Raw genomic sequence first — 26,301 nt, forward strand, 5'->3', positions numbered from 1 at the left:
TCGTTACGTCGTCGTCTTGCCATGACGAGCGCTAAGGCGGTGATGCATTTACGTTTTATTTGGCGGATGAGGTTCAGGACGTGAGCAACGACGGTCAGCGCCGCCACAGGTCGCCCGAAGACCGTGTACGTGCCGGGCCATTATCGAAAGGACGGGACGTACGTTCGCGGGTACTACGGAAGCTAGTGACGGCAATGGCTGGTTCGCCGTTCGTTGAACAGCCGACCTATTTTCTGCTCGCCGGCTTCCCGCGAGAGAAGCGTTGCACCAACGCCCACAGCAAGAGGGCTGGCGATGCAATTGTAAGAAAGACGAGCTGACTCATCAGCAGAAAGCCAACCAGCAAAAGCGCAACGGGGCTAGCTTTTACTACATCGCCGCCTTTGGTATCGGAAAAGAGGAACATCGGCAGCGATCCCATCCACGGATGGTTCCTCAGCCTGCTGTGCGATGAATCAAGGTCTGTAAGGGCGGCAACCCAGTATGAGCCAATCAGCCAGTTCGCGTGGGCGAGGAAAAGGCCGGCCAAGAAAAGCACCAGGGACAAATCGTTGATTTCGAACGGCGTGATGGCAGCCACCAACAGTGGCATGGCAATCAATGCTGCCCATCCACTGAGGTCACTGGGATGAATGCGCAGATCCAAAGAGTCTGAATGCTCGGCTCGCCTTGGGATCATCCCTCTCACGAAGAGCCCGCCGGTGGCGGTGACGCGCAAGAACACCTCCTTCTTGTCAACACTTAGCAAGTCATCGGCAGCTTGGGCGACGCTGCGCGCAAACATTACAGCGCAATACCAGTGCGCGGCCGTCAAAATGAGAAATATGACCCACGCATCTGCGAGGTTTACATCAGAGCCTGCAAACTCGAATGTCGCGAGGCCGAGCAGTCTGGCGATTATCGCCGCGCCGCCAATGGTCACTTGCGCCCAAAGCACACCGTCCAGCCACTTCAGGCTCTCCGTCACCCGTAGTTGCAGCAGCTCATTAGGTTGCTTCCACCCGGCCAAGCTCAACCTCGCAGTTAACGGGATGGAGACAAGCAACACTAGCACTCAAGAGGTCTTGATCCAACTGACCGGCCGTCTTGTAAGTTGTTCGCTCGAGCGATTCGTTCCGCGTCGACGAAAAGGCGGCACCGTCACATCGGTCACATTGTCACAAGCAGGCCTGAAGCCCTTGCAGACAGGGACTTTCCGCGCGCCGTCGTTGTGACAGGCCTCATATTGTGACAGGCACAACGGGCTTGGCGGCTCGAGTTGGCCGCGATCATTCGGCTCGCTGTCGCGCTCGGTGGCTTCGGTGGCTGTACTGCCATAGAAGCCAGTTGGAGGCTCGCGCCTCCTACTGGCGTTGCATCTTCAGTTCCGGCGCAATGGTGCCGGATCTTGGCATGATCGATGTCCGCCACGTGCAAGAGCAGGTTTCGGTGCCGGTCTTCCTGTCGACCCCACATTGGGTGATTCCGCGCCTGCACACACGATCATCGATCATGTCCTTGCAATCGAAATATCCCGAGCAGATACAGGTGGGCGTCTGGCCGCTCTCTTTCGAGCATGTGTAGCTAAGCGCCCCACCGCCAATCGACATTTTCGGGGCTGCCACAGCACTCCCGGTGGCAAGCGTCAGCAGGATGACGAGCGCAACAGATCGGACCATTTGGTTTCCTCCACGCTTCAAGCGAAGGAGTGGCCTCGGGCGGCAGGCTAGACCCGCGTCGGAACAGGCGCAACTGCGAGCGCGGGCGGCGCCCATCCCTGGCCCGCGTGGTCACTCGGCAGCACAGGACCTGGCCATGCGCACCCGGTTTGGTGTGGCGGATAGTGAAGGCTCCCGCACCACGCGGTTTAGCCGCCGGTCAAAACAGCAGGACGAATATCGAGCCGTTCTCCGCGGCCACCGTTACTTCTCCACCGAGTTGCTGGGCAAATCCGGCGATAAGCTTACGACCGATGCCTTTTCCGGCCACAGCAGGGTCGAACCCGACCCCATTATCGGTGACGGAAAGTTGCACCCGCTTGTCGACCGTCTGCTTCAATGAGACCCGTACCACTCCGGGTTTCCCGTCGGGAAAGGCATGCTTGAAGCTGTTCGAGAGGACCTCGTTGAGGATCAAGCCCAGCGGCGCGGCGGCATCCTTGTCTACCACGACGTCCTCCAGATCCTCCTCCACACTGATATTAGTCCCCGCCTGGCCCCGGATATTCTCAATCAAGGTGTGCAGGTAGTCGCGCACCCGCACGTCGGAGAAATTGCCGCTGGTGTAAATGTGCTCGTGTACAGCCGACATTGCAAAAATGCGCCTTGCGAACTCCGCGCGGATTGCAGGCGGGATCGGGTGCAGTTGGAGCAGCGAGTTCACCGACTGGAGGTTGTTCTTCACCCGGTGATGGATTTCCTTGAAAAGGTGCTCGTTATGCTCGAGGGCCGCGCCCAGCGAACGGCTGCTGGCTTGCGCCTTCCTCAGCGCCCGCGCCGTCATCACCGAACCAAACAACACGGCAAGGGCAAACGGCGCCAGTAAGAGGGAGACGACCCAGATCGAGTACCACAGGCCGCCGAGCGCCTCGGTCGTGGAGATTGACGCGACCGCCACGGCGTCGAAGCCGTCGACATGTTGGAACCCGACAATCCTGGCTATGCCATCGACCGGTGAAGCCTCCGAGACGTAGGCCCCGCTCGGGGCTTCCGCGATTTTCCGCATGGCGTCGGTGCCGCTGAGGTTCGTCGGGCGACTAAGTGACGGGTTTCTCGCGACGATGGGTCCATCCAGCCGAATGACGCTGACGGTCGAGTTCGGTCCCAGATTTTGAGGGATGGAGAACTCAGACAGTACCGTAGCCGGCAAAGTTGCCCTTACTACCCCGGCGAAGTCCCGAGTGCCCAAACGGCGCGAAACTGAAAAAGTGGCTTGGTCGCCCGTTCCCTCTTGGGCGCTCAGTTCATAGAGCCCACCCGCAGCGAGGCGCCTGAAGTCGTCCTGGTCAGCGATACTACCCGGAGCGCCTTCCCAGTGCAGGCCCGGCTGCAACGTCCCTTGCGCGTCGTAGACCGCCAGGCGAGCTCCGCCGGGCTGCGCCGATGCAGCCCTCGTCGCGTTGCCAAAAGCTGTCCGGAGGTCGACGGCAGCGCCATCCTCCGGCTGTTGCGCGGCATATTCCAACGGAGCCTTGGTGGCAGCCAGAATCCATTCGACGCCCTCGGCAACGATGGCAGCTGCCCGCTGGGCGCGGGCCTTGGCTTCGTTGACGGTGGTGTCGTAGCCCTGAAAACACAACAGCACGAAGATGGCCACAATCGTTGCCACCAGGAGGCTGCCGAAGGCAACCACGGTGTCTGCCTGCTCCCATTTCCGCGGCCACGCTGGCTTCCTACGGTCGACAGCGACCGAACTGGCCGCGCCGGAAGCTGAACTCATTTTCCCTTCCCCCTAGAGCAATAGTTCGGTGATCGCCTCATGCAACTTATGGTCTTGGTAGGGCTTGCCGAAAAACCTAGTGCCCTCGGGCAACTCGGATGCGCTTACGGCCATCTTGCCCGAGATTACGACGAGCTTGATTGGCGGCCAGCGACGGCGGATGAAGTGCGCCAGCCTAATGCCGTCCATTGTGCCGGGCATGTCCACGTCCGTTAGGACGAGCCTCACCCCCGGGTTCTGCTCGATCATAGCTATGGCCTCGTCGGCGTTGCCCGCCTCCAGTGCCTCATAGCCCCAGTCCGTCGCCAGCGACGACAGACCGATGCGTATCAACGGTTCGTCCTCGACGATCAGAATCTTCATGAACTGCACCCTCTCAGGCCACACTGGTCTTATGAGTTGAAAAGGACTGAGGTAAGCGCCGTCTCGATTTCCTCCCGGGTGTATGGCTTATCCACGATCATGACGCCCTTTGGGACGTCAGCAGCAGCCCCATAACCCGTGGCGTACACGTAGGGAACGCCACATGCGGAGAGTAGCTCGGCAATCGGACTGCTCGGCTCCCCGTTGATGTTCATATCAAGAAGCGCAACGTCGATATTGCCACCAAGGACCAACACCTTTGCGGCGTCGACGCGGTGTGCCGGGCCGACAACAACAGCGCCTAGTTCCTCAAGCGTCTCCGCGGCCTCCATGGCGAGAAGGTACTCATCCTCAAGGATCAGCACGCGTTTTCCAATCAGGGCGCTCATACCGCTGCGGCCCCTCGATGTGCGACGATGGTGCACAGCAGGCCTCGTGGCCTGAACTCCATTTGCACGTCCGCATGAAACTCTGCCTTCATGGCACTCTCGATCATCCGAGATCCGAAGCCACGGCGCGAAGGTTTTTCAACTGCCCCCTGGCACTGTTCGTCCCATCGCAGTTTCAGCCACTGGTCTGCCGCATCGTCAGACTCCCATGTGATGTCAATCGTGCCATCGGCAGTTCGAAGTGCCCCGTGCTTCAGAGCATTCGTGTAGAGTTCGTGTAGCGCCATTGCCGTCGTCACGGCCTCTTTGGGCTTGAGGTAAACCGAAGGCCCAGCCACGCGAACGCGAGCGCCGGCGTCGCCGTTCACGCACTTTCTGGCGATATCCGCGAGCGATGCACTCTGCCAGCTAGTTGCAGCAAGGAGGTTATGCGCCTGAGCCAGAGCTGACAGCCGACCCTCGAATGCTGAGACTTCGGGCCTAGACGTTGGCAGCGTCTTGAAGGTTTGCCTTGCGACAGATTGGACGACGGCGAGCGTGTTCTTCACCCGGTGGTTCAACTCGTTGATCATGAGCTGTTTGCGAGCGTCAGCCTCCTCACGCTCAGTCACATCGACATTTACCCCGATCATGCCCTCATATCGGCCATCCGCACCGAACTGCGGTTTCGCAGTGGTCTCGAGCACCCGGTATTGGCCGTCGTGGCGTTTATAGCGGCCTTTTACTCTGGCCCCTGTTTTTGATTGGCGTGCCGCCGTCATACCCGAGGCAATCTGCTCTCGGTCCTCAGGGTGCATGGTCTCTGACCAATCGAACGACTCGAGGTCATAAACGCCCCAGAACTCGCGCAGCATCTGGTTCAGATGCAGGCAGCGACCTTGGCTGTCCGCCACCCAAATCATGATTGGCGCGTCTTCAGCCATCTGGCGGAAGCGATCATCGCTCTCCCGAACCTGTTGCTCAGCGAGACTACGAGCTCGTTCTGCTCTATGTCGCTCAAGGCTGAAGCCAACTTGTCGGGCAATGGACACTGCAAGGTCGCACTGATGAGGGCTGAATTCGTGAATGTGCGGCAGGTAGGTCATAAACTTGCCGACGACTTCGCCATTGGCCATCAGCGGGACGAACCCAAGCGCGACAATCCCTTCGTTCTTGATAGTGCGCTTGAGCCACTCAGGCTCAGCAGTCCCTTCAATGTTCTGGACGAAAATGGGTTCGGCATCGCGGTCACCTGGACGCCATGGCGTGTGCCCATCGACCGCTGCCCGGTATGCTTCAGAAAGCCCCCGCCACGCCACAAACCGCATGGCCCCGTCTTGGTCGAAAAGGAGAATGGAGGATCTTTCGCACCCTAGAAGCTCTCGAATGGCATCGAGGGCCGCCTGATACACATCTTCTAGGCGTTCGCTGCGATAAAGACGGTCTGTGAGCTGGAGAAGGGTTGCAGTCTCGCGACTTTCCTGAGTCGGCGAAAGTTCCGCTGCGCCAAGCATTCTGTCCCCCCTCGTCAACCAGCCATAACTGGCTTCAGGGCATTAGGTTCCAATGCCGCAGTTTCTCGCCGGTTCGACGGCCGGAGGCCTGACGCCAGCCTCTACCGTTCCTCAGACCACTAACCCTCTCATGGAGTGCCGGAAGGAGTTCGGACGTCACCTCTTGGGCTGCTAAGAGGCTCGTCCTCCACGACCAAGGCGCGACGCGAAAGCGCGGGCGTCATGTTCTCTCCCCCAAAACCTACGAATGCGGGCGATCCTCTGCATTCGAACGCTTTGCAACGACCTCAAATACACTTGGTTCCAAGGACTAGGTCCGGAGTCTTTGCTGCACGCGACCTGGTGCTGTGTCGATCCTAGCGAACCGACACGCCTTGGCCCCTGTCCTCAAGGCTCCGACCTTTCTCGGGGGCAACCAAAGGCGCACGGCGAGGTTAGCTAGGACCCGGCATAACATAAGGTCCAGAACAAATGACTCGAACTTCTATACTGGCACTGGTTGCCGCCGCCGCATTTGCCTTCACGCCCGCAGCCTTCGCGCAGACAGACGTGAATGCGACCACTGGAGGCACGGTCACCGTCGATACCAATGGTGACGGAAACATTTCGGCGGAAGAGCAGGCGGCGGCCGATGCCGCGGCCCAGGCCTCGGGCAACGAGTTTCGCGGTGGTGGCTCCGCCTCTTTGACGGTCGACGCAAACGGCGACGGAACCATCAGTGCCGAGGAGGTTGCGGCTGCCAACGCAGCGATCACGGCCAGCGGCAATGCGAGCATCGTGTTGGACGCAAACGGCGACGGGACCGTGACGGTTGAAGAGGCAACCGCGGCCGAAGCTGCGTTGGCGGCCCTGTCGGAAGATACAATAGCGTGCGAGCCGGGCGGGCTGCAGAGCATGATGTCGAAGATGGCCATGGCAGACGCGGCGGTCATTACGCCCGCCACAAACGTAAAGGTCGTTCTTGTCTCGGACTGCGCGGCGAGCGAAGTATCCTCAGAGCTCGCGAGCGAAGGTGCGACCAACGTGCGGAAGGCGTTGGAAGCCAACGCGGCAGCCGTGGCCGCGGTCCAAGCACGCGGTGCAACGATGGCGGATGTCTTGGGTGCCACGGCCGAGGGCGACACGGTGACGGTGTACGTGGTCGCTACCAGCACAGGTACGTAAGCACTCTCGCAATTAAGCTCGACGAGCTTCATCGGTAGAATCTTCCATTGCCCCTAAAAAAGGCCCCGGTTCACGCTCGGGGCCTTTCCTTGTGGTGTCGCGTTAAGGCGTTTTGGCTGATGCCCCGCTCTGCTCGAGGTGATCGAGCAGCTGCACCGGGGACCTTCTCGACGGCGATCCCGACCTTGAGGACAACGCGACCTCGGAAGCTCGCTAGAGGCCTAGTGGCGCAACTTCGCAATGGTCAGATCATTGACGATGGTGAAGGAAGATGAAGCGGACCTGGAATACTCACTCGGCTGGGGCTTTCACATGAAGTTCACATCGCGCGGCCGATATGGCCAACGGTTGCGACCTCGAGGCCGTCTGAGCCACCTACATGAGGACGTTGGAACTCCAGGGCACGTCCAAGCATTAAATGTCTATCGGTACGGCGCCCCAAAGAACGCCAGTCCAGAAAGCTTCAAAGGCCACTTCCACGAAGTGGCCATTCTTTTGGGCACGCCCCAAAGGGCAGTCTGAGGTGTTCTTGTTGGATTTCCCCGGCTGGGGGAGAGCCGGGGTCTTTGATTGTGGCCACAAGATTGGAACTGCCTAGAGCAGTAGTTGGGCTAGCGTAGTTGCACCCCAGACGCCGAGAACGATCGGTGCCACAAGAGCGGCCCATGCCGCAACCATCCAGCCGAACCGTACCTGCCTCGAAGCACTTCCTCTCACCTGTGATTTGCGAGCCGAACTAGCGCGCCCACAATGAACGGCCAGCGCCCTTTGCCAGGCGATATTTGTGCGGATAGCGCGATATTTTCAATCGGTTCAGTGACGAGGGTCCGACCTCTCGATTACCGAGCTATCCGTGAGCGCGGGGCCAAAAGACGTGTCGAACGTCAGCCGCACTGAGAACGCCACCGCATCGTTCAACCTGACGCGAACAGTGAGTTCCTTCTCGGGTCCGTCGAATGGCAGGAGTTCGCGAGCCAGTTCAGTTAAGGCAAGCACTGCCTGGTAACGAGCTCCGCGGTCGTGGGCACAATCCACGCCAATGTCGTCACGCGCCCAATGGTCCCCATCGAAAATATCAAAGTAGTACCGCATGCTAGCCTCCATCAGTAGGCAAGACGCGGGAAGCGGAGCTTTGGTTGCAGTGGGCGGTCCATGTGATCACGAAGCGCTTGCGGTCCGTGGTGGCGACGATATTGTCCGACCCGATGCTAAGGGGCCAGGCAGACAAGCCGACTATCCGGCTCACGGGAGGAGCATCATGCTCAGGGGGCGGTACGGCGTTGGGTGGATGATTGTCGCGTGGTTGGTGATGGTCGCGCTTCTAGCCGGGGGTATCTACCACGTTGGAAGTCTAGCGCGCTTCATCGTCGGCTAGCGGCGAGGCCCTGCGGATGGGGCAAATATAGAAGGCCTCGCCGTAGTTCTGACTTTGGATGGGAGCGGGCTGTGGTAAGCAGCGCATCCCGCGCCCGCATTTAGCTTAAGCCGCGCCCAGCCCATGGGTCAAATACGCGTACTCGCGCGACTCCGACACAATGTCTGCAGTGAACCCGTACTAGGCGCGAAACCAAATCGCCCTCCCCACGTTTTCAGGCGCGGCCAGGCCTACCGTTCATGTGAATCTATCCTAAATCACTCTGCAAGGCGTGATCCGGATGAGCACCTTATCTTGCTCCAATTCGTTCTCGAGCTTCCGACGATAGTCGTGCCACCAACTTTCATCGACGTCGTTGACGAGCACTTCGACCATGATGATGCGGTCACGCTCGATAGACATGGCTCGTTTCCATAGACCTTCCGCAGGCTCCCGGGTGTAAGCGGTCGCCCCGCCAAAACGATCAGCGAGACCTTTGACGATCCCCTCGATAACTTCGAGATCAATGGGACGGCCTGTCCGGGTGTCTAGCGGCAGGAAGATTTCAACGACGTTCGTCACTTAGTATTCACAAGGTACTTTGCTAGACGAGCCAGATGCCAATCTGGTCGGCTTCGGCTTTCAGCATGCGGGGCTTGGGCAACAGCAGCGCCGCCTTGATTGCGGCGCTCTCGGTGCCGAAGGGACCGGCAACAAGGCCGTGACTATCGTAGACGCCATAGCCGTGATCATCCCGGAGACGGACCTCCCAGCCATCAATCCAGTCGACCAATCGAGACATTGAAAACCTCCTTCCGGTTGTGTTGCGAATTTTGAGCCAAGTGCGTGACACGAGCGGTTCAACTCATGCTTAAAGGGTGCCAAGCAGCAGCATGAGGGCGGCGGAAAAAGCTGCCGTGATCAGCGCCCAAAACCACAGCCTGAGCAGTATCGAGGCGACCATCGGCAGCTCTTCTCCTCCCAGAGAACGCAATGGTATCGCTTGCGAACAAGACGCCGAAATTCAAAAAGATAACCCGTAGCCCACTGAGTATGGGGACTTCAGTCGCTAGAGCGAAAGGGATTTCTCCAGACGGGTCAGCGTTCCGTCAAAAGACTCCTTGAGCCGTCTGGGGTAGCTGAGCTCGAAAGCCGCAAACCTGTTCCCGGTCGCGTCGAACATGAACTTCGCATAGAAGATTAGCTCCTCTACGCCTTCCGGATCCGGCATATATCCCGAAACCACGAACCATGTGCGACCCGACGCCTCGTACACAATGGTGCGGTTGGGATCGACAGTTGTAACTTCGCGTCTGAAGTCGGCAATCGAGAGATCCTGTGCATTGCGGCCGCTGAAGACTTCGAGCTGGGCCCTTCGAGCACTGTCTGTGAGCCGAAGTCGGCCAGGTGATCGATCTGCGACGCCAAAAGTGCTTGTGGGCAAGTCGATGCTTACACCCGGGCCATCGTAGCGTGACCACTCCGCACCTTGTGCGGTGAGGATACCGAGGAGAAGGGCGGTGATGAGCAGCAGCGAGCGGGCAAACACGTTGAACCTCCAAACTGGCCGTCGAGTATGGCCGCATCGACCTGCAATTCCGCTGGCTCTGCATTGACGTTTGTTCGAAGGGCGGGGTCCCGCGAAGGGCCACCTTCAAGAACCCCGCCCCCGTCCAGACGGCCTCTTAAATGCCGCAGGAAAGGTGTTAGATCCACCTGTCCTGCAACGCCACGTTCGAAGTCTCGTTGCTGGCGACTTTGGTCCGTATGGATCCAGAGAGCGAACCGAGGCCGATCCAGAACGCTTTGTCGTCACAGCCGGCACACTAGCGGCTAAGGGCAAAAAATAGACGGCAGTCCATCAATTTCAGGGACAGTTCATTCCTAGGCGCGTCCAGATGCTTGCAACAGGAGAGATCCGATGCCCTACTTAAGAGTTCTCACGTTCGCTTTCGTCGCGCTTTTGTCGTTCGGGGTTATCACTCCTGCGACTGCCCAGGTGGTGGAGGGCGAGGAGCATTGCGTTGTCAATGTGAAGAGCACGGACGCTCTGAACGTGCGAGCCAAGAGCAACGCGAACAGCAAGGTGGTCACCACCCTTAGATATGGTGAGTGCGGAGTAGTGGTGACCGGTCCCTGCAAGGGCTCTTGGTGCCCAATCGAGGATGGGCACGATGCGGGATGGGTCAACAGGAAGTACATCTCGATGGTCTCGCCGGCTCTGTACTGCGTCAGCGGCGTTGGAGCGGGAGACCGGCTCAACGTTCGAGCGTTTCCTTCGCCGGGTTCGCGCGTCGTGACAGTGCTATCGCGCCATCAATGCGATATCGCCTTCCTGCCTTACGCTGTCGGCTCCTGGCAGAAGGTACGAGCTGAAGGCTATGAGGGCTGGGTAAACCGCAAGTACGTGTCTGGGCAGTAAGGGCCGCCCCCCCGGATCGCCTCGGTTAACCCTTAGCCGTGCCACCTCCTTCTCCTCGTGGGGTCAACAAAAGCCACGTGCGTGCGGTGCAGGATTCGGAACTGTTTTCCCGCAGTGCTATTGAATCGCAATGTTCACGAGCAACCCATGGCGGCCGTAGCGGCCCCACCCAGCGGTAAGCGGCTTCGCCGCACGGACTCGGAATCTACCTCGCTCGTCCTCCCCACGTTCCGCCCGTTTGCACTGGCCACGCTCGAGAAGCGTGTGCCGACCGGCGACAGCTGGCTGTTCGAGATGAAGTTCGACGGCTACAGGGCGCAGGCGGCCATCGCCGGCGGTACGGTCAAGATGTACTCACGAGGTGGCCACGACTGGACCCGGCAGTTCGGATACGTCGTGCCAGGGCTTTCGCAGCTTACCAAGGGCACAGCGCTTATCGACGGCGAAATCTGTGCCATCGACGAGCACGGCCGCACCAATTTCACCCTGCTCAAGAACAGCCTCGACGGGCAGAAGCCAGTGGTATTCTACGCCTTCGACCTCCTCGAATTGGACGGCGAGGACCTCGCCCGGCTGCCGCAGCTCGAGCGCAAGCAGCGTCTCGAGGCCCTGCTGGCAAGCGTACCGACCGAGGTGCCCATCGCCTACTCGGATCACATCGTCGGCGATGGCGAAGCGGTGTTCCAGGCCATGTGCGAGGGCGGGCACGAGGGCGTCATCGCTAAGTCGCCAACTGCCCGCTACTACGGCGGCGACCGCTCGACGGCCTGGCTGAAGATCAAATGCGTAAAACGGCAGGAGTTCGTGATCATCGGCTGGCGACCGCCGGAGTATGGCGTCGACAACGTCCGGGCGTTGTTCCTCGCCACTTACGAGAACGGCCAGCTCGTTTATCGCGGCGGAGTGGGCACCGGCTTCACCGAGAAGATGCGCCGCGAGGTGTGGGACGTGCTGCAGGTGATCCGCACGGACACGGCGCCTGACATAAGAGGGATGCCACGCCCTGAGATGCGTGCCGCTCGCTGGGTAGAGCCACGGCTTCTGGCCGAAGTCGAGTTCACCGAGATCACTCCTGATGGCTTGATCCGCCATCCGTCATTCAAAGGACTGCGCGAAGACAAAGCACCGACCGACGTCCACCTGGAGGATGAAAAAGATGCCTGAGATGCACCGCTATCTCGACGAGGCGAAAGAGAAGCTGGGCCACGAACCGGCAAGCGCCGACGACATCGTCGTGATGGTCTCGGACGTACTCTATGACTATCTGCCGCCCGACAGCGGCGTAAGTGCCAAGGAGGCACTCGGCCGCCTGCTGGCGATCATCGAAAGCCCGATGGCGCTCGAAGTCTACGAGAACGAGATGCAACGTCGTAACCCACGCGACGCCGATCGGTGGCACTGATGAGCAGACCGAAGTTTTCGGCACAAACCATCGGCGCCAAGCGTCCGCGAGACCGTCGGGCAGTCCATCGCTCGTGCACAAGGCCTGCATCGAGACGATCACCCGATGACGCAGAAAGAAATCGTGCGAGACATTCTCGCTAAGGTGAGTTTGCCCGAGTCGGTGCAGCGCGAGCTGCGGCGCTTGCACGGCCTGGATTAACCGGAAGGGGCACGTAACACAGTCGCATAAGAGCGTGGATGCCTAAAAGCCTCCTATCTGACGACGACCTGATTGCTTCCTGGACGCTGCCCTACGCTGCGCGGCTAGGATCGTCGGTACGCTCGAAGGGTCTGTATATGCAGGTGAGAACGCAACTTCCGGCGGCGGCCCGCAAGTCGCTGACCGTCAAGGCGGGAGAGTTGATGCTTCGAATGCCTTCCTCTTCGCAGAAGGAGTTTGCCGCAGCATCAGCGATTGTGGCCAAGGCGCTAGTTGGCATCGAGCGGCGACCTGTCATCCCGCGTGAGATCGAGGACATCCTGAGCATTTCATCTACCGAGCGGCGGAGGTGGTTGGAAGATGGCCGGCTACCCAGTGCCGGGACGAGGACGATTAAGTTGCGCGGCCGCGGCACCATCACGTTTCACGTGTTCGATCCTGACTTCGTCGAGGATGCAGCAAACCGAGACCTTGTGGTCGATTGGCGCGAACAGGATGCCGAGGCCACCGCCAAGCGCAGGCGTGAGGCAGCCTGGAAGGCTAAGCAACGCGGAGCTGCAGGGACAAAGGCCGCGGGTGTCGAAGCAGAAGATAGCGAGGCCTCGGAACTGATCGGCTGGGCCGAGTTCAAGCGCACTGGGCTCCCTTGACGCCGATGCCAGGCAACTACGCTGCCGAGTATCCAAGGATGAGCGGGTCGATAGCGTTTCGCTTCTTGGGCTGAGCAGACATGCATCCGCAAGAATGGCCTAACGCCCTGTGTGGGCCATACCTGCTGGTGCGGATGTCGTGTCATCGCTAAAATCAAGCGCCGTTGGGAGGGCTACATGACAGAGAAAGTCACAGCAGAACAGTTCGCGGACGATGGCGAATTGGCCGTCCTTCACATTCCGACCAAGCGCCGATACTCCACATATCGTTACCTCGATCCTGCGGACATGTCGCAGCTCAACGTCAGTAAGGGTGGTGGCTCCAATGACGATGGCTTCGACCTCGAGGAAGTAGATGCGATGGCATTCGGCGTTCTTCGTTCGCGGCTGGCGGCTATACTGAAGTCCGGCTGAGGAACGCTTGAGCATCCGGGCCCATCTGTTGGCGGTACTCGCAGTCGCCTGGGCAGGACTGGCGTTGGCCGAACAGCCGCCAAAACCCATCCCGCGACCCGCAGAGTTCGACCTTAGGATCGGGGCCTTTTACCTGCCTGGCGATTTGCCCGACACGCTGGTGATGGATGGCCCCCTGAAGAGCGGCGCATTTGACGATTTTGTGCGCGCGATTGGGAGCCGGCCTCACGCGATTAAGCTTGTGACCGCGAGCCCTGGCGGGCTGGTCAACGAAGCGCTGGCGGTGGCGCGGGTTGTTCGTGCCAGATCGATGGTCACGGCGGTGCCGGCCAAGGGCGAATGCTATTCCGCCTGCGCCTTCGTATTCTTGGCAGGAGGGAAGCGCACCATAGCGGCCGGCGGGCTCCTAGGTGTTCATCAGATGTACGGCGGTAGCGAGAGTGCAACTGCCACTCAGTTGAGCGTGGCCGCCCTGTTCGAAGCGATGCGCAGCTTCGGAGTGCAGGATCCCGTAATTGTAGAGATGCTGCGCACGCCGCCCGAGAAACTGCATATCTTCACGGAAAGCGAACTTGAGGCGTATGGAATCGTGTCGAAGCGAGGCCTGGACACGCCTGTCCGTCAGCGCGAGGAAAACGGCAGCATTGTTGCGCTGGTCAGAAGTCCACCGGTCAGCACCGAAGTAGTCATCCCCATGTCCGAATGCGACCTGCCGGGCTGCATCAGCTCGCTTGGCTTCGATGACGAACTGGCGCGCATGATAGCCGAACCATTGGAGCATGTGGTGGGCAGCCATGTTGGTGCTGGAACTGTAGCCCGCCTGCTTTTGGGTCCGGCTGCCGGCTCTCCGACACTGATACCGTGGCGCGTATCGCTCTATCGCCAATCGTCGGGGTCGCACCTTGCGACGGCAGCTCTCAACGACCGGGGCAACTACATCGCTGCTATTGCGCCGCAACCCGCCATGCTGGGCGGCTATGTGTTCAAAGCCCCCTCACAAGTGGAGATACCTACGCCGTCATCTACCGGCAAGACCGACAGGGCGCGGCCAGCCGCTCAGTAGCTCAGGGGGCGTGATCACAGATGCGTGACCGGAAAGCCCCATCGGCCCACATGCGCAGGAATCTGGTGGGGCGCATTTTAGGGCTAGCTCCGAGGCTGAACCATATTCACGTTACATAACAACTGTTTAGGCGGAAGAAGTGGCGGAGAGAAAGGGATTCGAACCCTAGTTTGCGCGGCAGAGAATGAATGAAGGGCTAGTCCCTCCCCTCACTGCTCGCAAACACCCCTGTGTGGCGGGAAGGCTGCAAGGTCGCACGGCCCGCATCGCAACACTGTCGCAACGTCCGCTATGCGCGGTGGGTTCAGCTTCGCGACTCTTCTCAGCGTTGTCTCTCCGGCACGGCGAGATTCCCGCGCAACGAATTTCGGCGGTTGGCCAGAGCCGGACCCTCAGCGATGTTCCGCTTTGCACCGCTTGCTGCGCTCCAGAGTTGTCTTCACACCCCAAGACTCACTCGAGCCTACCGATCGTACGCGACGAGTTGAAATTCGCGGGGATCTCAGATCCCGACTGCAAGACCAACCCGGTGACGAAATAAACGGGGGTGGTATCAATTTTCAGCATAAGCCAAGATATTGGTCGGCATGCCGAATACACGGAGGCAAATCCTTGGCCGCTGAACGCAAAAGCGTGTCGTTCTGGAGAGTGAAGGCCCGGATGCCTACAGATTACGAAGGGCCGCAATTTCCCTCGTGAGGAGAAAGCCGTGCAAGACTATTCACAAGCGCACCTAACGCAGCAGCTCGTCTACGAGTCTGCTCGCGCGCACCCAGAGCGCAGCGCTCTTTTGTTCCAAGGACGAGGCATGTCCTACGACAAGCTCGCCGACTCGGTCGCGAGGAGTAGGTCCTACTTTGGACGCATTGGAGTGGGGCCTGGTGATCGGGTTCTCCTGCTCCTTCCTGATTGCCCATCGTTTGTGATCGCGTTTTTCGGAATCATAGCCGCTGGCGGCATTCCCGTCCCCCTCAGCACTTCGGTCGATATTGAAGAGGCTGCCGGCGCCGTCAGCGTTGCTCAGCCGATAGTGATCATCGTTGACGAGCGGAGTGCAGTTCGCTTCAAGCCGTTGCTGTTGATGGAGGGGGTCGAGACTGTCATCATCGCCAGTTGGTCGGCGCCTGCTGAGTTTGAGCGGGAAATGCAACTCTGCAACGCCGACCACTCGATCATCTATGCGCCTGACAGGTTGGCGTACGGACTGTTCAGCTCGGGATCTACTGGAGCACCAAAGCTGATCCCGCACAGACACAAAGACCTCCTGCTGGCCTATGACAGCTACGCTTCGCCACACGTTGGATATCGCTACGGTGATATTTGTCTGGCGGTTCCAAAGCTTCATTTCGGATACGGCCTCGGAAATAACCTGGCCTTTCCACTACGTGCAGGTGCAGCGGTCATTTTGTTCCCAGAGGCCCCAAATGCTTCCGTGCTGATCGAAGCGGCATTAGCCCATGCGCCGACGCTGTTCTTCTCGCAGCCCCGGGCTCTCGCCGAACTGCTCGGAGTAAACACCACAAGAGAAGCGATGGGCTCCGTTCGACTATGTGTGAGCGCGGGCGAACCGCTACACAATTCGCTGATTGACAGGTGGCGAGCTCTGACTGGCACGGATATCTACGACAGCTATGGGACCACTGAAGTTGGACACGTCTTTATGGTTCCTACGCCCGGCAATCATAGACCGGGTTCGGTAGGTGGTCCTATTGCAGGATGCGATATTGTCCTTCGGGACCCAGAGGGCCGACCCACAGAAGAGACCTTGGGTGAACTTTGGGTTAGAACACCAAGCGCGGCCAATTGTTACTGGAACAACCGCGCCGCAAGCGAAGACGTGTTTCAGGACGGGTGGGTGAGGACGCGAGACACATTCTTTCGCGACGAGCATGGCCGTTTTTACCCAAGAGGCAGGGTAGACGACCTAATTAAGCTCGGTTGCGGCAAATGGGTGAATCCGACCGACGTTGAGCAATTGCTTACCCTCGTTCCAGGAGTCTCCGAATGCGTCGTGCTAGGTACGACGGGAATGGATGGATTGACGGTCCTAAAAGCGATCTTGGTCTATGAGGGTACAAACAACCAAGTTCACGCAGCAGAGATGGCCGCAAGTAGCGTCCGAGAGAAGTGGCCCAACGAGCCCGAGCGATGGCTCACGAAAGTGGAGTTCACTCGCTGTCTACCCAAAACGTCTACCGGCAAAATTAAGCGATCGGCCGTGGACGGTCAGACGATGACGGAGTTTGCCTACAACTGTTGAGGGAAGCTGTTGATAACACCGTACTTCTTTGCGCTTGCACCGGCGCCGTGTGGTGATTCAGTCGCTGCAATCTGGCTGGGTGGTAAGATGGATGCCCCCGAGCTCAGCATTCTCGGCTCCCATCGGGTCACATCGTTCCCATTTGCCCACTTCGAGATGTCTGGCCTGGCGTGGTCAGACGATGGTCTTAGGCTTGCCGGATTTCATGGCCAAAGCTTCATCCTCTGGAAACAAGATCTCGGCTTGACCCTCCGCCGAATGGAACACCCTATCACTGGTGTTGGATTCCTGGGAAACGAAGCCTATTTCGTTAGCGGAAGGACACTCTTCAACATCTCGCCGAGCGGAGAACTCCTGCATAGAACGAAGGATGTTGTTGAGATCGCTTTTTCCAAGGAAGTCATGTGGCTTCGCCGAGTGAACGACGGACATCGTGTGGAATGTTGGAACGCGGACGGCCTAGCGTCCGTCACCACGTTGCCCGGGGTCGTCGAGAGGACGACTATCGCCGCATCAGCAGACGGTAGGTGGCTGGCATGTGCAGCTTGGTCAGAGCTTCAATGGCCCAAAGCTGACCTGCTAATTTCGTTGCTAGATGGCGCTTCCGGGGAACTCGCACGTTCCGACATCGGCGGCATCCAGTTTGACGTAGGCCTCGGTACCTCGAAATTGCCGGTGGCGGTTACCGCTAGCGGCGATGTCGTGGTGCAACTCCTTCAAAATGGTCGCACACGGCTGCTCTGCGTCGCGAAGGGTGCAGCAAAGGAACTGACCCCCGACGACCTCGACGTCCAGGATTTTGTGCTCGATCCAACAAGCTCATCATTCGCCGCCGTGGTGACAGCTGTGGGAGGTCGTGGCCCTCCAGGGATGTCGCTGATAGTCGGAGATGCAAGGGCTTCTGGCGCGAGGGGGAAAGTCCTTCGAGAGGTTTCTGGTAGCTTCGACATGCTCCGCTGGTCACTCCAAGGATCCTTGCACTGCGCAAAGGCCCAAAGCAGCGGTTGGCAGCACCAGTCGATGGATCCACGTTCGGCCAAGGTCCGGCGAAGGCATCGCGCGCGCCCCGCTCCTGATTTCAGGGTCTTCCCCCTCGCTGGTCCGCCCGAAAGCAATCGTGCACTTGTCCTAGTTGCCAGCCCATTCCGACTGCTGCGGGCTGGCCCTCAGACATTGTTTTTCCAGCATGCCCTGTACGGGATAGCCTCAGCGGCAGGCGAACTTGGGTACCGCGTGCTCGGGATCGCCGGCCCGACGTCCCCTGGGGGGGGAACCGAGTGGCTTCTTCCAAACACTAGTCTGGCGGCGGCGTGGGGTAAAATCCTCCTGAACATTCGCGGGCAGCTTCGCAAGGAAGGTTGCGTGAATGCTGCATTGCTCGCCGGCAGTCTCGGTGCATACGTGTCTCTGACAGCCATGCGCGACCAACCAGTTTTTGATGTCGCGGCGCTGGTAAGTCCAGTAATTCGGCCTACCCGTGGCGCTGTTCCAAATTGGCCGCCGATACTCGATTCCGCTTTGCTGTCTCCCGGCCCTGTGAGCGCGACAAGGGTCTTGGTTGCGTATGGCTCCGACGATTCTCTGACCACCGAGAGCGACGTCAAGGAACTCCAAATGACTTTCGGTGCATTCGGCAAGAACGTCGTGTTGCCAGGCGAGGGACATATTTTTCGGAAGCCATCATCGTGGCGTACCGTTTCGGACGAAATTTTGCAGTTTTTGGCGGCCTGATCTGATGAAAATCTGTCTCATTGGAAAATATCCACCGATTGTAGGTCAAGTAAGCACTGTCGGGTTTTGGTTGACAGAAGGTCTCATTGGCCGCGGCCACTCCGTTACCGTTTGCACAAACGCCACGGAGGCCGATGCGCCGTTCCGCAGCATCGTCATCGACGAGACCTCTACGGGCGATCCGACGGGTTCGGCCCTCATTGTACTCGGCACCGATCGTTTTGACCCGAGCCAGTTCCATATTCCCCCTGACAATCCCGTCGTCACAAAGCTGACCTCCCTTGGTTTGCGGGCAGTGCACGAACATGGTTGCCAGATCATCCTTGCAACGTACCTTGAACCTTACGGTGTCGCCGCGCACCTTGTGTCGGCTTGGACTGGCGTACCCCACGTTCAAACTCATGCAGGGAGCGATGTTGGTAGGCTCGCGGCACACAAGCAACTGCGCCCTGCCTACGTCGAGCTAGTTGCCCGGGCCCAACAATTCATTGCCAAGAGTTCTCTCGCGCGGGGACTGCGCTCCGATGCCACTGCAACCCTGCCCGCTCCTTACGCACCACCAGACTCGGTCTTCAATCCCGACGTAGCGCCCCTAGACATCAATGCGATCTTGGGTCGCGCCTCGCGTACAATCGGGGATGAGCTGGGGTGGCACACTAATCCGTTCGTGCCCGATCGACCGACGATTGGTTTCTACGGTAAGCTGTTTGAAGCCAAGGGCGTATTTGAGCTAGTCAAAGCGCTTGGTCGAGTAAAGCAGCAGGGCCATGAATTCAATCTCCTCCTAATGACGCGCTGGTATCGAGGCGAAGAGCTCTTGAGGGCGGCTATTCGAACCGAAGGAATTGAGGACAGCACGTGGCTGATGCCACCCGTACACAATCGTCATATCGGTTCGTTCATTCGTGCCTGTGACGCAGTCGCATATCTGAAGCGTGATTTTAAGACGCCCCAGCACGTCTCGATCGTCCCAGATGAAGTCCTCAGTTGCGGGGTATGCTTGGTTACAACCGCCGAGGTTGCGGCCACTCCGAGGTACAGGAACATCTTGCGCAACGGGGATACTTGCCTCATTGTTGAGGACCCGCGGAACTTGGAAGACCTTGTCCTGAGACTGTCTTTAGTAATCGAAAACACTGGGATGCGAACCGCTGTTGCCGCCGCGGGACATCAAGCGTTGAAGAGCGTTCGATCATATGAGGAGTTTGTGGGGAGTTGGGAGAGGTTGCTACAGAACGCGATCGCTCAATAGAGCCGCTCGAAGCGGCAATTGCGGCGCTTGCCTTGATGCTCCGTGGTCGACCGAGTCAAACCGCCTCGCAGGAGGCGAAGCACTGGTTGCGTAACCAAATCGCCAGTTCCGAGTTTCGTGCCACCTGCTGTGAGTTTCTAGTACGAAGCTTCGGCGCACCGACGGAGCTGTGGAACCTTCCGCTCGTTCGACTGACCGACGAACTCCTTTCCGCGCGCATCTTCGTTTGGCCCAGTGGGTATGAGAACACCCGACACGAGCACAATCATTGGTCGGTTGCTGGGGTTCTGTTGCATCAGATCCAGATATTGATCTTCCGCGAAGGTGCCGACATCGAGCCGTCGGTTCAGTTTACTGGGAACGCAGGAGACGTCGGGCTTCTCAAGTCGCCATGTATCCATCAAATCCGCAACGCAGCAAACCATGCGGCCGTGTCGTTCCATGTTTTCGAAACCACGGAGGAAGAGGCGGACGCAGTTGAGGGACTGTCGGACACCGTTTGGCACGGTGACAAAGTCGATCGGTACAGGACCGGGCTCAGGCGGCGCACTGAGCTCGCAACGGTCGAGATGCTTCGCGAACTACCAGGTAACTTCGCCGTCCCACTGCTAAACCGGATGTTCGGGCTTGTTGGCAATAGCACCAAACTGGCCGTTGCCCGTGCAGTCGCGAGCTTCTCTCCATCAATCGCTTCCGAACAGCTGCTGGAGTTGGCGAACGCAGTCGACCCAAAGCTTTCCGACAATTTAGCCGCTATCGCCTCCCGTTTGAAATCCCTGGGCTAGCGCCGTGTCGGAACGAGCGTTTCAAATAGCGCTAGTCGACCTACTCGCGGATGCCTCGAGGATCGACGCTCTGCTAGCAGGCAGTTCCGATGCCGTCGTCGACTCAATGAGCGTCGAGCACCAACAACGCCTCCGGGCGATGATCGAGCGAAACGGCGTTGGCGTTCGCTACTTCGCCGAATTACTCGAACGCAAGAACCTGAATTTTGCGGCCGCCACGACGCCCGTGCTCTTCAGGCAGGTCGGAAAGGAGGCATGGGACCGGCTTTGGGCGACCTTCGACCGCCGGCATGAGCAACAGGAGGGCGCGCCCGAGCCGCTGGAGCAACTGCGTGAATTTGTTGTCGCGCTCCCGAGCTTGGCTCGGGCCGCGAATATTCACATCGCCGACCTAGAATCCTTCGGTCGGATAGAACTCATGCGGCTGCGCGCTGCTGACGAAGACCCCCGCCGTGAAACTGACGCTCCACCCCTCCATTCCGTAGCTTTATTGCGCACGCGTCCCATCCATGCCTGTCGTGCGCAAGGTCGCGTCGCCGATCACTTCGTGTCCGACGCCGGGAGGCAGGGCACGCCCAGCGATTGGTACTGCCTGGTCGCTTGCAGACCCAGAATCGACGGATTTGTTAGGGTTGTTCGCCTAAGTCGAATGCACGCCAGCTTACTGCGATTGTGTGATGGCAAACATAGCATTCTCCAAATTGCCGAAAAGCTGACACGTTCGCAGGAGCCAGTTCCATCACGCCTCAATCGAGCAGTCGAAATGGCCGTTGCCTACCTGGTCTCCCTCGGATTGATCGACGTCCTGCCCATCGCTGCCGAGGGCAGCTAAATGGACGGCCTTCCACAGCTCGGTGTCGGTGTCAGCTACCGGCGGAGTTTCGCGGCCGATGTGTGGCAACATTCCGGTTCCATCAATGTCCTGGAAATTGTGGCCGACAATGTTCCCCGGCTTCTCACACGCGAGGTGGTTGGGTCACTAGCTGCGCAGTTTCCCATAATCTGCCATAGCCTCAACATCTCGGTCGGTTCCGATGAAAGTCTGGATCTCGAGTACGTCGACCGGATCGCAAGAATCGTGGGTGATCTTGGGGCCGCGTGGTTAGGTGACCATCTCGCCTTAACGCGCATCGCTGGCAGGCGCGTCGGCCACCTTGCGCCCCTGTGTTTTTCGAACCAATCCGTCGACATCGTTGCCAGAAACGTTGAGATGTTTCGGCAAAGAACTGGACTGACGCTGATACTCGAGAACATTACCTATTACTTCAGTGTCCCGGGAGGACACATGACGGAATGGGAGTTCATTCGACGCGTTTGTGAAGCCTCTGGGTGCGGCCTGCTTCTTGATCTCAACAACCTGCACATAAACTCAGTCAATCACGGTTACGACCCTTATGAGTTCCTAGAAGGCATCCCGCTCCAGAATGTTGTGCAGGTGCACTTGGCGGGCAGTCGCCGCAAAGAGCAAATCCTTGTCGACAGTCACGCGGATCCGGTGAGCCAAGAGGTGTGGAGATTACTTGAGTGGCTTCGCTTGCGATGCAGACCAAATGCAGTCATCCTTGAATGGGACCGAGCATTTCCGCCCTTTGCCGTCATAGTTGCAGAAGTCGAAAAGGCGAGAGGTATTCTCACCCGGAGGTAGCGAATGCTCCAAGAAGCAAAGCTTGAGGTTATCGTCTTCGTTTCGACCGCGCCGGGCGACGCGCTTCGGGCGGCCCGAAAGTATGGACTTGAGATTTGGATGGTTGCCGACGGCACGCTAACGTGGCAACGCGATCTAGTCGACCGGCAGGTGGATGTCTCACCTTATGATGTAGACGCGATGGTGCCCGTGATGCAGCTGCTGCTGGATGACACCAAAAGGGTCGGCTTCATCACCTACGATGAGAGAGCGGTGGTATCCGCGGCGGCGCTGGCTCACAAACTCGAAGGGTATTCGATAACGATCCAAGCTGCGCTCGCCTCCCGTGACAAGTTCCAAATGAGGCGAGCCTTGAGTGAGGCGGGCCTTCGAGTGCCGAGCTTCGGCCTCGCCGCGAACGTTGGCGAAGCTGTTCACGTCGCGGCCGACTTGGGCTTTCCTGTCGTCTTGAAGCCCCGATGGGGGATGATGAGCCAGGGTGTGGTTCGCACTGACAACTCTGAGGAGGTGGTTGCTGCCTTCCCCCGCACGCAGCGAGTGGCGCAGAGTCACATTCCGTTTGCGGGTTCTGAGGCCGCTTCAGAAATTCTCATCGAGAGGTTCATCCCAGGGCGAGAGCTGGCGGTTGATGGGACCCTATCTGAAGATGGCTTCCTTTTGATCGGCATCTTCGACAAACCGGACATCGGCGACGGTCCGTACTTCGAGGAGGTCTTGTACATAACGCCCTCTGCCGAGACGCCTGAGACTCAGACGCTCGTAGCGACGGAGGTGCTTTCGGGTGTTAAGGCACTGGGCCTGACAAGTGGCGCCATACACGCCGAGGTTAGGATCCAAGACGGTGTCTGCACAATCATCGAGATCGGCGCTAGACCGATCGGAGGGTTGTGTGGCCGAGCACATACCTACTGCCTCGACGTGGACTACCACGACCTCGTGCTCCAATCGACGTTGGGGCTGCCTGCGCAGCGCCGAAGCATCGGTGGGCGTACATCATATGCTGGCGTCCTGATGCTTCCCGTTACCGAACGAGGCATCCTGGCAGAGATAACCGGCGTCGATCAGGCCAAAGCCATCCCAAACGTGCGGGATGTGCACGTAATGGCGAAGCCTGGCGATAGGCTTTTGGGTTTTCCCGAGCAGGATTGCTACCTTGGCTTCGTGATCGCAAGCGCTCCGACTCACGAAGCAGTCAGGACTGCGCTTGATAGTGCTAAGGCGTCCATTGTGTTTGAAGTCTTTGATTGACGATGGAAGGGCAAGAAAATGAGGGTGTTGATCCTCTCGACCTTTGACATTGGGCATCAACCGTTTGGAGTGGCTTCGCTTGCCGGTTGGCTAAAGCGGGATGGGGCGGATGTGCGATGTCTTGACCTCGCAGTCGAGACACCCGATCCTGCGCAGTTTGAGGGCGTGGGGTTAGTTTGCTTCTATTTGCCCATGCATACCGCGACCAGATTGGCAGTTCCTGTCATGGACCGCGTTCATCGCTCCTACCCCGAAGCGCATATTTGTTGCTTCGGCCTGTATGCTCCTCTGAACGCCGAATACCTTTGCAGCAAGGGGGCTATGGCCGTGGTTGGGGGCGAGTACGAGCAGGCGATCTCCGATCTCTATCGTCGGCTCACATCGTCGTCCGCGCAGGCGATCCCGTTGGGCGGTGATCCCGCGGTATCCATCCGACTCGACAAATTGAAGTTTCAGATACCCAGCAGACGAGAACTTCCGCCTTTGAGTGCTTACGCGAAGCTCAACGCACCCGACGGACAGCAGCAACTCGTTGGGTACACAGAGGCGTCGCGGGGCTGCAAGCATCTCTGCCGGCACTGTCCAATAGTCCCTGTCTACCAGGGCCAATTCAGAATCGTCCAACCCGACATAGTGCTAGCTGACATACGGCAGCAGGTCGCGTTGGGTGCAAAACACATATCCTTTGGTGATCCTGACTTTCTCAATGGTCCCGGTCACGCTTTGGCAATCGCGGAACGACTTCACGCCGAATTCCCACAGATCAGCTTTGACGTGGTGATCAAGGTGGAACACCTCCTGAAGCACCGGTCAGTTCTGCCCCGGCTTCGCGCCCTCGGATGTGTGATGATCACCAGCGCGGTCGAGGCCGTCGACGATCGCGTGCTAATCAAGCTTGCCAAACAACATACCCGCAACGATGTGTTCGACGCCCTGCAGGCGGTAAGGGAGGCGGGGATTCATTTCATTCCAACGTTCCTCCCCTTTACGCCTTGGACCACGGCCGAGGACTACATCGAACTTCTCTCTACAATCGAACGATGGGGACTCGTGAACAGTGTCGCGCCGGTTCAGCTAGCGATCCGGCTCCTCCTGCCCAAGGGGTCGCTGCTTCTTGAGCTAGACGACGTTCGAGACTGTGTTGAGCGCTTCGATGACGCATCACTCGCCTACATTTGGACCCATCCTGACCCACGGATGGATTCTCTTCAGATGCAGGTGAAGCGGGTTGTGCAAATTGGGGAGGGCCATCATCGCGACCGCGCCGCGATATTCGACGCGATATTTGGCCTGGCAGAGTCGCTGCTGGGACATGACGGCTCGACAACGGGCCGTGAGCGTCACATGCAACCCGCCATGCCACCTACCATGTCTGAGGCTTGGTACTGCTGCGCCGAGCCCACTGACGATCAGTTTAATCGGCTATAGATCGCTAACTACATCGTCACCCGTCCAAGAAGATTCCCAACCGGGACCTGACCAATATGACGTGAATCGACGCCGTCAGCGACATTGTCGCTTACGACGAATACCGCGTTGTCAGCGATCGGCAGTTGCTCCTTCCCGTACCTAACCTTGTCGGAGCTAGGAAACCCCCCGAAAATCTTGCGGAGATCCCGAGGCATTTCTATACGGGCGCCATCGATCTCGAGACCCTCTTCCGAAAGCCGAATTGTCTCCCCGGGGAGCCCCACTATGCGCTTTACGAACAGGAGGTGCGGCCTAACGGTCTGATTTCGCGATCTGAGAACATCCGCCGCAGCGGCTAGCAGGTCGTCGATCGAAGATGTCTCGTCGTTGACCTTCGCACGCGCAATGTCCAGAATCTCCCGTTCGACGTCGGGGGCCCAAAAGACAGCCACGTCGTACCTTCTCGGCTTGTTGTTCGAATAGTGTACGGTGTCCGCTGCGATCCAAGCGCCTTTTTCGATCGTCGGCTCCATCGCACGGGACGGCATCTGACAAGTTATTCGGCTGAGCACCTCAACCTCCTTTTTGATCGCAAGTGGAGGATTATTCGCTAAGAGCAGGACAGGCAGCCGGCCTCCAACTCGTCGAGCGCCGCGACATCCTCAATCGCTTCAAGGGGGATCGCCTCGAGTTCGCGGATAATCTGCTTCAACGCTTCGGGAAGCTCGGCTTCGAGCCGTTCGGGAGACGTCGGTGACTCCTCCCTCGGAAGCAACGTGGTGGCCTCAATTTCATCGCGCATTCGATCCTCCTCAATGACTCTCAATCCCGCGCGCTTCTCGCGGGAACCGCTTGGCGTCGTGGGCGGCGTACCGAGCAACCAACAAATCAGCAGACCTCGCCACCTCCAGCTGTTCTATGACTTGACCCAACAGAGACGCTGGAACTGCACACGTCACTTCATTGTTGGACATCCCCGTGCGCACGCGACTTAGCATGCAGCCGACACTCATTGCGACTTCGCCACCCTCATGAGCAATCGCAATGATGTGACATTGAGGCTTCCCCTCGAGTCTCATCGAGGGCCACGCGTCATGCAGCATCATTTGTTGTTTGCCGTGTAGCCGCATAAGGACAACCGAAGGCACCAACGGGGTCTCTGCGAGCGGACCATACACTATCGACTCAGGGCGGGATTTGACGACTGTAATGCCTTGCATGGCGGCCAGCGTTACCCAACCTGCCTCACAAACAGCTTGCACGTCCGCTTTCGTGGCGGCCTCGGCCAGACCGATGAGACCGTGAGTAACCGAACCCACGCTGCAGTTGCCATGGTCTTCTGGAATGGTGCTGAACGTCTTCGTTGTCGCCATTACCCAAAAGACGCAGCCGGCCGGCACCATACCACTGCGCCCATCTGCGGTAGGCTCAGACGGCGAGAGTGGAAGGCGAGGTATGCCTGTCTCGTTGTGATCCAGAAATGTAATTGCAATTGGCGGAACGGCCAGTCCGAGCAATTCGGTAAGCTCAGCTGCCTGCTCGCGGAATTGCTCAACCGCGGGGACCGTTCGATCGTTGGTGTCACTGTCGTTAGCCAATTGCCAACTCCCCAAACAGCAAGATTGCAACCTACCCGAT

Annotated in this window: 28 protein-coding genes; 16 read left to right on the forward strand and 12 right to left on the reverse strand. The window is 58.8% G+C overall.

Going from position 1 to position 26,301, the window contains the following annotated elements; all coding sequences use genetic code 11:
- Window positions 1-226: 226 nt before the first annotated feature.
- Window positions 227-1,009, reverse strand: coding sequence for a hypothetical protein (locus tag ACOYW5_RS09680; RefSeq protein ID WP_423069041.1), 783 nt, complete (start codon window positions 1,007-1,009; stop codon window positions 227-229).
- 383 nt (window positions 1,010-1,392) lie between these two features.
- Between ACOYW5_RS09680 and ACOYW5_RS09685 the strand changes: the two genes are divergently transcribed.
- On the forward strand, window positions 1,393-1,563 hold the full coding sequence (locus ACOYW5_RS09685; protein ID WP_423069042.1) for a hypothetical protein: 171 nt from the start codon (window positions 1,393-1,395) through the stop codon (window positions 1,561-1,563).
- A gap of 294 nt (window positions 1,564-1,857) precedes the next feature.
- Here the strand turns inward: ACOYW5_RS09685 and ACOYW5_RS09690 are convergent, their stop codons facing one another.
- Genes ACOYW5_RS09690 through ACOYW5_RS09705 form a run of 4 tightly spaced genes read right to left on the reverse strand, consistent with a single transcriptional unit; the run spans window position 1,858 to window position 5,662 of the window.
- The gene (locus ACOYW5_RS09690) at window positions 1,858-3,417 is read right to left on the reverse strand and encodes a sensor histidine kinase (RefSeq protein WP_423069043.1); all 1,560 of its coding nucleotides are present in this window, start codon (window positions 3,415-3,417) and stop codon (window positions 1,858-1,860) included.
- A gap of 12 nt (window positions 3,418-3,429) precedes the next feature.
- Window positions 3,430-3,780, reverse strand: coding sequence for a response regulator (locus tag ACOYW5_RS09695; RefSeq protein ID WP_423069044.1), 351 nt, complete (start codon window positions 3,778-3,780; stop codon window positions 3,430-3,432).
- 29 nt (window positions 3,781-3,809) lie between these two features.
- On the reverse strand, window positions 3,810-4,169 hold the full coding sequence (locus ACOYW5_RS09700; RefSeq protein WP_423069045.1) for a response regulator: 360 nt from the start codon (window positions 4,167-4,169) through the stop codon (window positions 3,810-3,812).
- The gene (locus ACOYW5_RS09705) at window positions 4,166-5,662 is read right to left on the reverse strand and encodes a sensor histidine kinase (RefSeq protein WP_423069046.1); all 1,497 of its coding nucleotides are present in this window, start codon (window positions 5,660-5,662) and stop codon (window positions 4,166-4,168) included. Before ACOYW5_RS09705 ends, ACOYW5_RS09700 begins: the two co-directional genes overlap by 4 nt.
- A gap of 471 nt (window positions 5,663-6,133) precedes the next feature.
- Here ACOYW5_RS09705 and ACOYW5_RS09710 point away from each other — a divergent pair, with 471 nt between their 5' ends.
- Entirely contained in the window at window positions 6,134-6,826 is a 693-nt protein-coding gene (locus ACOYW5_RS09710; RefSeq protein WP_423069047.1) for a hypothetical protein, read from the forward strand.
- Between the two features lie 813 nt (window positions 6,827-7,639).
- Here the strand turns inward: ACOYW5_RS09710 and ACOYW5_RS09715 are convergent.
- The 4 genes from ACOYW5_RS09715 to ACOYW5_RS09730 form a co-directional block, all read right to left on the reverse strand.
- Window positions 7,640-7,918: a DUF6894 family protein gene (locus tag ACOYW5_RS09715; protein ID WP_423069048.1), complete on the reverse strand. Its 279-nt coding sequence runs from the start codon at window positions 7,916-7,918 to the stop codon at window positions 7,640-7,642.
- A gap of 535 nt (window positions 7,919-8,453) precedes the next feature.
- On the reverse strand, window positions 8,454-8,762 hold the full coding sequence (locus ACOYW5_RS09720) for a hypothetical protein (RefSeq protein WP_423069049.1): 309 nt from the start codon (window positions 8,760-8,762) through the stop codon (window positions 8,454-8,456).
- Between the two features lie 22 nt (window positions 8,763-8,784).
- Window positions 8,785-8,982 carry a hypothetical protein gene (locus ACOYW5_RS09725; protein ID WP_423069050.1) on the reverse strand — a complete coding sequence of 66 codons (198 nt, stop codon included), beginning with the start codon at window positions 8,980-8,982 and terminating at the stop codon, window positions 8,785-8,787.
- Window positions 8,983-9,249: 267 nt separating this feature from the next.
- The gene (locus tag ACOYW5_RS09730) at window positions 9,250-9,729 is read right to left on the reverse strand and encodes a hypothetical protein (RefSeq protein ID WP_423069051.1); all 480 of its coding nucleotides are present in this window, start codon (window positions 9,727-9,729) and stop codon (window positions 9,250-9,252) included.
- 372 nt (window positions 9,730-10,101) lie between these two features.
- Between ACOYW5_RS09730 and ACOYW5_RS09735 the strand changes: the two genes are divergently transcribed.
- The 14 genes from ACOYW5_RS09735 to ACOYW5_RS09800 all read left to right on the forward strand — a co-directional run bounded on the left by ACOYW5_RS09735 (window position 10,102) and on the right by ACOYW5_RS09800 (window position 24,681).
- Complete coding sequence (locus ACOYW5_RS09735; protein ID WP_423069052.1) at window positions 10,102-10,602, forward strand: SH3 domain-containing protein; 501 nt, start codon at window positions 10,102-10,104, stop codon at window positions 10,600-10,602.
- Between the two features lie 147 nt (window positions 10,603-10,749).
- Window positions 10,750-11,766 carry a non-homologous end-joining DNA ligase gene (gene ligD, locus ACOYW5_RS09740; protein ID WP_423069053.1) on the forward strand — a complete coding sequence of 339 codons (1,017 nt, stop codon included), beginning with the start codon at window positions 10,750-10,752 and terminating at the stop codon, window positions 11,764-11,766.
- Window positions 11,759-12,004 (forward strand): hypothetical protein, encoded by a 246-nt coding sequence (locus ACOYW5_RS09745; RefSeq protein ID WP_423069054.1) that lies wholly within the window; start codon window positions 11,759-11,761, stop codon window positions 12,002-12,004. The genes ligD and ACOYW5_RS09745 overlap by 8 nt, the downstream gene beginning before the upstream one ends.
- Before the next feature lie 239 nt (window positions 12,005-12,243).
- Window positions 12,244-12,855 (forward strand): hypothetical protein, encoded by a 612-nt coding sequence (locus ACOYW5_RS09750; RefSeq protein ID WP_423069055.1) that lies wholly within the window; start codon window positions 12,244-12,246, stop codon window positions 12,853-12,855.
- Between the two features lie 177 nt (window positions 12,856-13,032).
- Complete coding sequence (locus tag ACOYW5_RS09755) at window positions 13,033-13,269, forward strand: hypothetical protein (RefSeq protein WP_423069056.1); 237 nt, start codon at window positions 13,033-13,035, stop codon at window positions 13,267-13,269.
- A gap of 7 nt (window positions 13,270-13,276) precedes the next feature.
- Window positions 13,277-14,332 carry a hypothetical protein gene (locus ACOYW5_RS09760; RefSeq protein WP_423069057.1) on the forward strand — a complete coding sequence of 352 codons (1,056 nt, stop codon included), beginning with the start codon at window positions 13,277-13,279 and terminating at the stop codon, window positions 14,330-14,332.
- 709 nt (window positions 14,333-15,041) lie between these two features.
- The gene (locus ACOYW5_RS09765) at window positions 15,042-16,592 is read left to right on the forward strand and encodes an AMP-binding protein (protein WP_423069058.1); all 1,551 of its coding nucleotides are present in this window, start codon (window positions 15,042-15,044) and stop codon (window positions 16,590-16,592) included.
- A 9-nt stretch (window positions 16,593-16,601) separates the two neighbouring features.
- Window positions 16,602-18,323, forward strand: a complete 1,722-nt coding sequence (locus ACOYW5_RS09770; protein WP_423069059.1) for a hypothetical protein — start codon at window positions 16,602-16,604, stop codon at window positions 18,321-18,323.
- A gap of 4 nt (window positions 18,324-18,327) precedes the next feature.
- Entirely contained in the window at window positions 18,328-19,575 is a 1,248-nt protein-coding gene (locus tag ACOYW5_RS09775) for a glycosyltransferase (RefSeq protein WP_423069060.1), read from the forward strand.
- 86 nt (window positions 19,576-19,661) lie between these two features.
- Entirely contained in the window at window positions 19,662-20,360 is a 699-nt protein-coding gene (locus ACOYW5_RS09780; RefSeq protein ID WP_423069061.1) for a hypothetical protein, read from the forward strand.
- Between the two features lie 106 nt (window positions 20,361-20,466).
- The gene (locus ACOYW5_RS09785; protein WP_423069062.1) at window positions 20,467-21,192 is read left to right on the forward strand and encodes a hypothetical protein; all 726 of its coding nucleotides are present in this window, start codon (window positions 20,467-20,469) and stop codon (window positions 21,190-21,192) included.
- A complete protein-coding gene (locus ACOYW5_RS09790; RefSeq protein ID WP_423069063.1) occupies window positions 21,193-22,005 on the forward strand; it encodes a DUF692 domain-containing protein in 813 nt (270 codons plus the stop codon).
- 3 nt (window positions 22,006-22,008) lie between these two features.
- Entirely contained in the window at window positions 22,009-23,253 is a 1,245-nt protein-coding gene (locus ACOYW5_RS09795; RefSeq protein ID WP_423069064.1) for an ATP-grasp domain-containing protein, read from the forward strand.
- 18 nt (window positions 23,254-23,271) lie between these two features.
- Window positions 23,272-24,681: a CUAEP/CCAEP-tail radical SAM (seleno)protein gene (locus ACOYW5_RS09800; protein WP_423069065.1), complete on the forward strand. Its 1,410-nt coding sequence runs from the start codon at window positions 23,272-23,274 to the stop codon at window positions 24,679-24,681.
- An 8-nt stretch (window positions 24,682-24,689) separates the two neighbouring features.
- Here ACOYW5_RS09800 and lepB read toward each other — a convergent pair whose 3' ends face one another.
- The 3 genes from lepB to ACOYW5_RS09815 form a co-directional block, all read right to left on the reverse strand.
- Complete coding sequence (lepB, locus tag ACOYW5_RS09805) at window positions 24,690-25,211, reverse strand: signal peptidase I (RefSeq protein ID WP_423069066.1); 522 nt, start codon at window positions 25,209-25,211, stop codon at window positions 24,690-24,692.
- A gap of 62 nt (window positions 25,212-25,273) precedes the next feature.
- Complete coding sequence (locus tag ACOYW5_RS09810; protein WP_423069067.1) at window positions 25,274-25,465, reverse strand: hypothetical protein; 192 nt, start codon at window positions 25,463-25,465, stop codon at window positions 25,274-25,276.
- A gap of 10 nt (window positions 25,466-25,475) precedes the next feature.
- Window positions 25,476-26,261, reverse strand: a complete 786-nt coding sequence (locus ACOYW5_RS09815) for a DUF169 domain-containing protein (RefSeq protein ID WP_423069068.1) — start codon at window positions 26,259-26,261, stop codon at window positions 25,476-25,478.
- Between the last annotated feature and the right edge of the window lie 40 nt (window positions 26,262-26,301).

Source organism: Devosia sp. CN2-171 (assembly GCF_049354815.1).
Lineage (GTDB): Bacteria > Pseudomonadota > Alphaproteobacteria > Rhizobiales > Devosiaceae > Devosia_A.

Excerpts from the sequence above, each read along its gene's own strand:
- ACOYW5_RS09785 (WP_423069062.1), top strand. The coding sequence starts at position 20,467 with ATGAGCGTCGAGCACCAACAACGCCTCCGGGCGATGATCGAGCGAAAC.
- ACOYW5_RS09690 (WP_423069043.1), bottom strand. The coding sequence starts at position 3,417 with ATGAGTTCAGCTTCCGGCGCGGCCAGTTCGGTCGCTGTCGACCGTAGG.
- ACOYW5_RS09775 (WP_423069060.1), top strand. The coding sequence starts at position 18,328 with ATGAAAATCTGTCTCATTGGAAAATATCCACCGATTGTAGGTCAAGTA.
- lepB (WP_423069066.1), bottom strand. The coding sequence starts at position 25,211 with ATGCCGTCCCGTGCGATGGAGCCGACGATCGAAAAAGGCGCTTGGATC.
- ACOYW5_RS09710 (WP_423069047.1), top strand. The coding sequence starts at position 6,134 with ATGACTCGAACTTCTATACTGGCACTGGTTGCCGCCGCCGCATTTGCC.
- ACOYW5_RS09685 (WP_423069042.1), top strand. The coding sequence starts at position 1,393 with ATGATCGATGTCCGCCACGTGCAAGAGCAGGTTTCGGTGCCGGTCTTC.
- ligD (WP_423069053.1), top strand. The coding sequence starts at position 10,750 with ATGGCGGCCGTAGCGGCCCCACCCAGCGGTAAGCGGCTTCGCCGCACG.
- ACOYW5_RS09795 (WP_423069064.1), top strand. The coding sequence starts at position 22,009 with ATGCTCCAAGAAGCAAAGCTTGAGGTTATCGTCTTCGTTTCGACCGCG.
- ACOYW5_RS09705 (WP_423069046.1), bottom strand. The coding sequence starts at position 5,662 with ATGCTTGGCGCAGCGGAACTTTCGCCGACTCAGGAAAGTCGCGAGACT.
- ACOYW5_RS09755 (WP_423069056.1), top strand. The coding sequence starts at position 13,033 with ATGACAGAGAAAGTCACAGCAGAACAGTTCGCGGACGATGGCGAATTG.
- ACOYW5_RS09700 (WP_423069045.1), bottom strand. The coding sequence starts at position 4,169 with ATGAGCGCCCTGATTGGAAAACGCGTGCTGATCCTTGAGGATGAGTAC.
- ACOYW5_RS09695 (WP_423069044.1), bottom strand. The coding sequence starts at position 3,780 with ATGAAGATTCTGATCGTCGAGGACGAACCGTTGATACGCATCGGTCTG.
- ACOYW5_RS09750 (WP_423069055.1), top strand. The coding sequence starts at position 12,244 with ATGCCTAAAAGCCTCCTATCTGACGACGACCTGATTGCTTCCTGGACG.
- ACOYW5_RS09745 (WP_423069054.1), top strand. The coding sequence starts at position 11,759 with ATGCCTGAGATGCACCGCTATCTCGACGAGGCGAAAGAGAAGCTGGGC.
- ACOYW5_RS09715 (WP_423069048.1), bottom strand. The coding sequence starts at position 7,918 with ATGCGGTACTACTTTGATATTTTCGATGGGGACCATTGGGCGCGTGAC.
- ACOYW5_RS09790 (WP_423069063.1), top strand. The coding sequence starts at position 21,193 with ATGGACGGCCTTCCACAGCTCGGTGTCGGTGTCAGCTACCGGCGGAGT.
- ACOYW5_RS09735 (WP_423069052.1), top strand. The coding sequence starts at position 10,102 with ATGCCCTACTTAAGAGTTCTCACGTTCGCTTTCGTCGCGCTTTTGTCG.
- ACOYW5_RS09725 (WP_423069050.1), bottom strand. The coding sequence starts at position 8,982 with ATGTCTCGATTGGTCGACTGGATTGATGGCTGGGAGGTCCGTCTCCGG.
- ACOYW5_RS09800 (WP_423069065.1), top strand. The coding sequence starts at position 23,272 with ATGAGGGTGTTGATCCTCTCGACCTTTGACATTGGGCATCAACCGTTT.
- ACOYW5_RS09810 (WP_423069067.1), bottom strand. The coding sequence starts at position 25,465 with ATGCGCGATGAAATTGAGGCCACCACGTTGCTTCCGAGGGAGGAGTCA.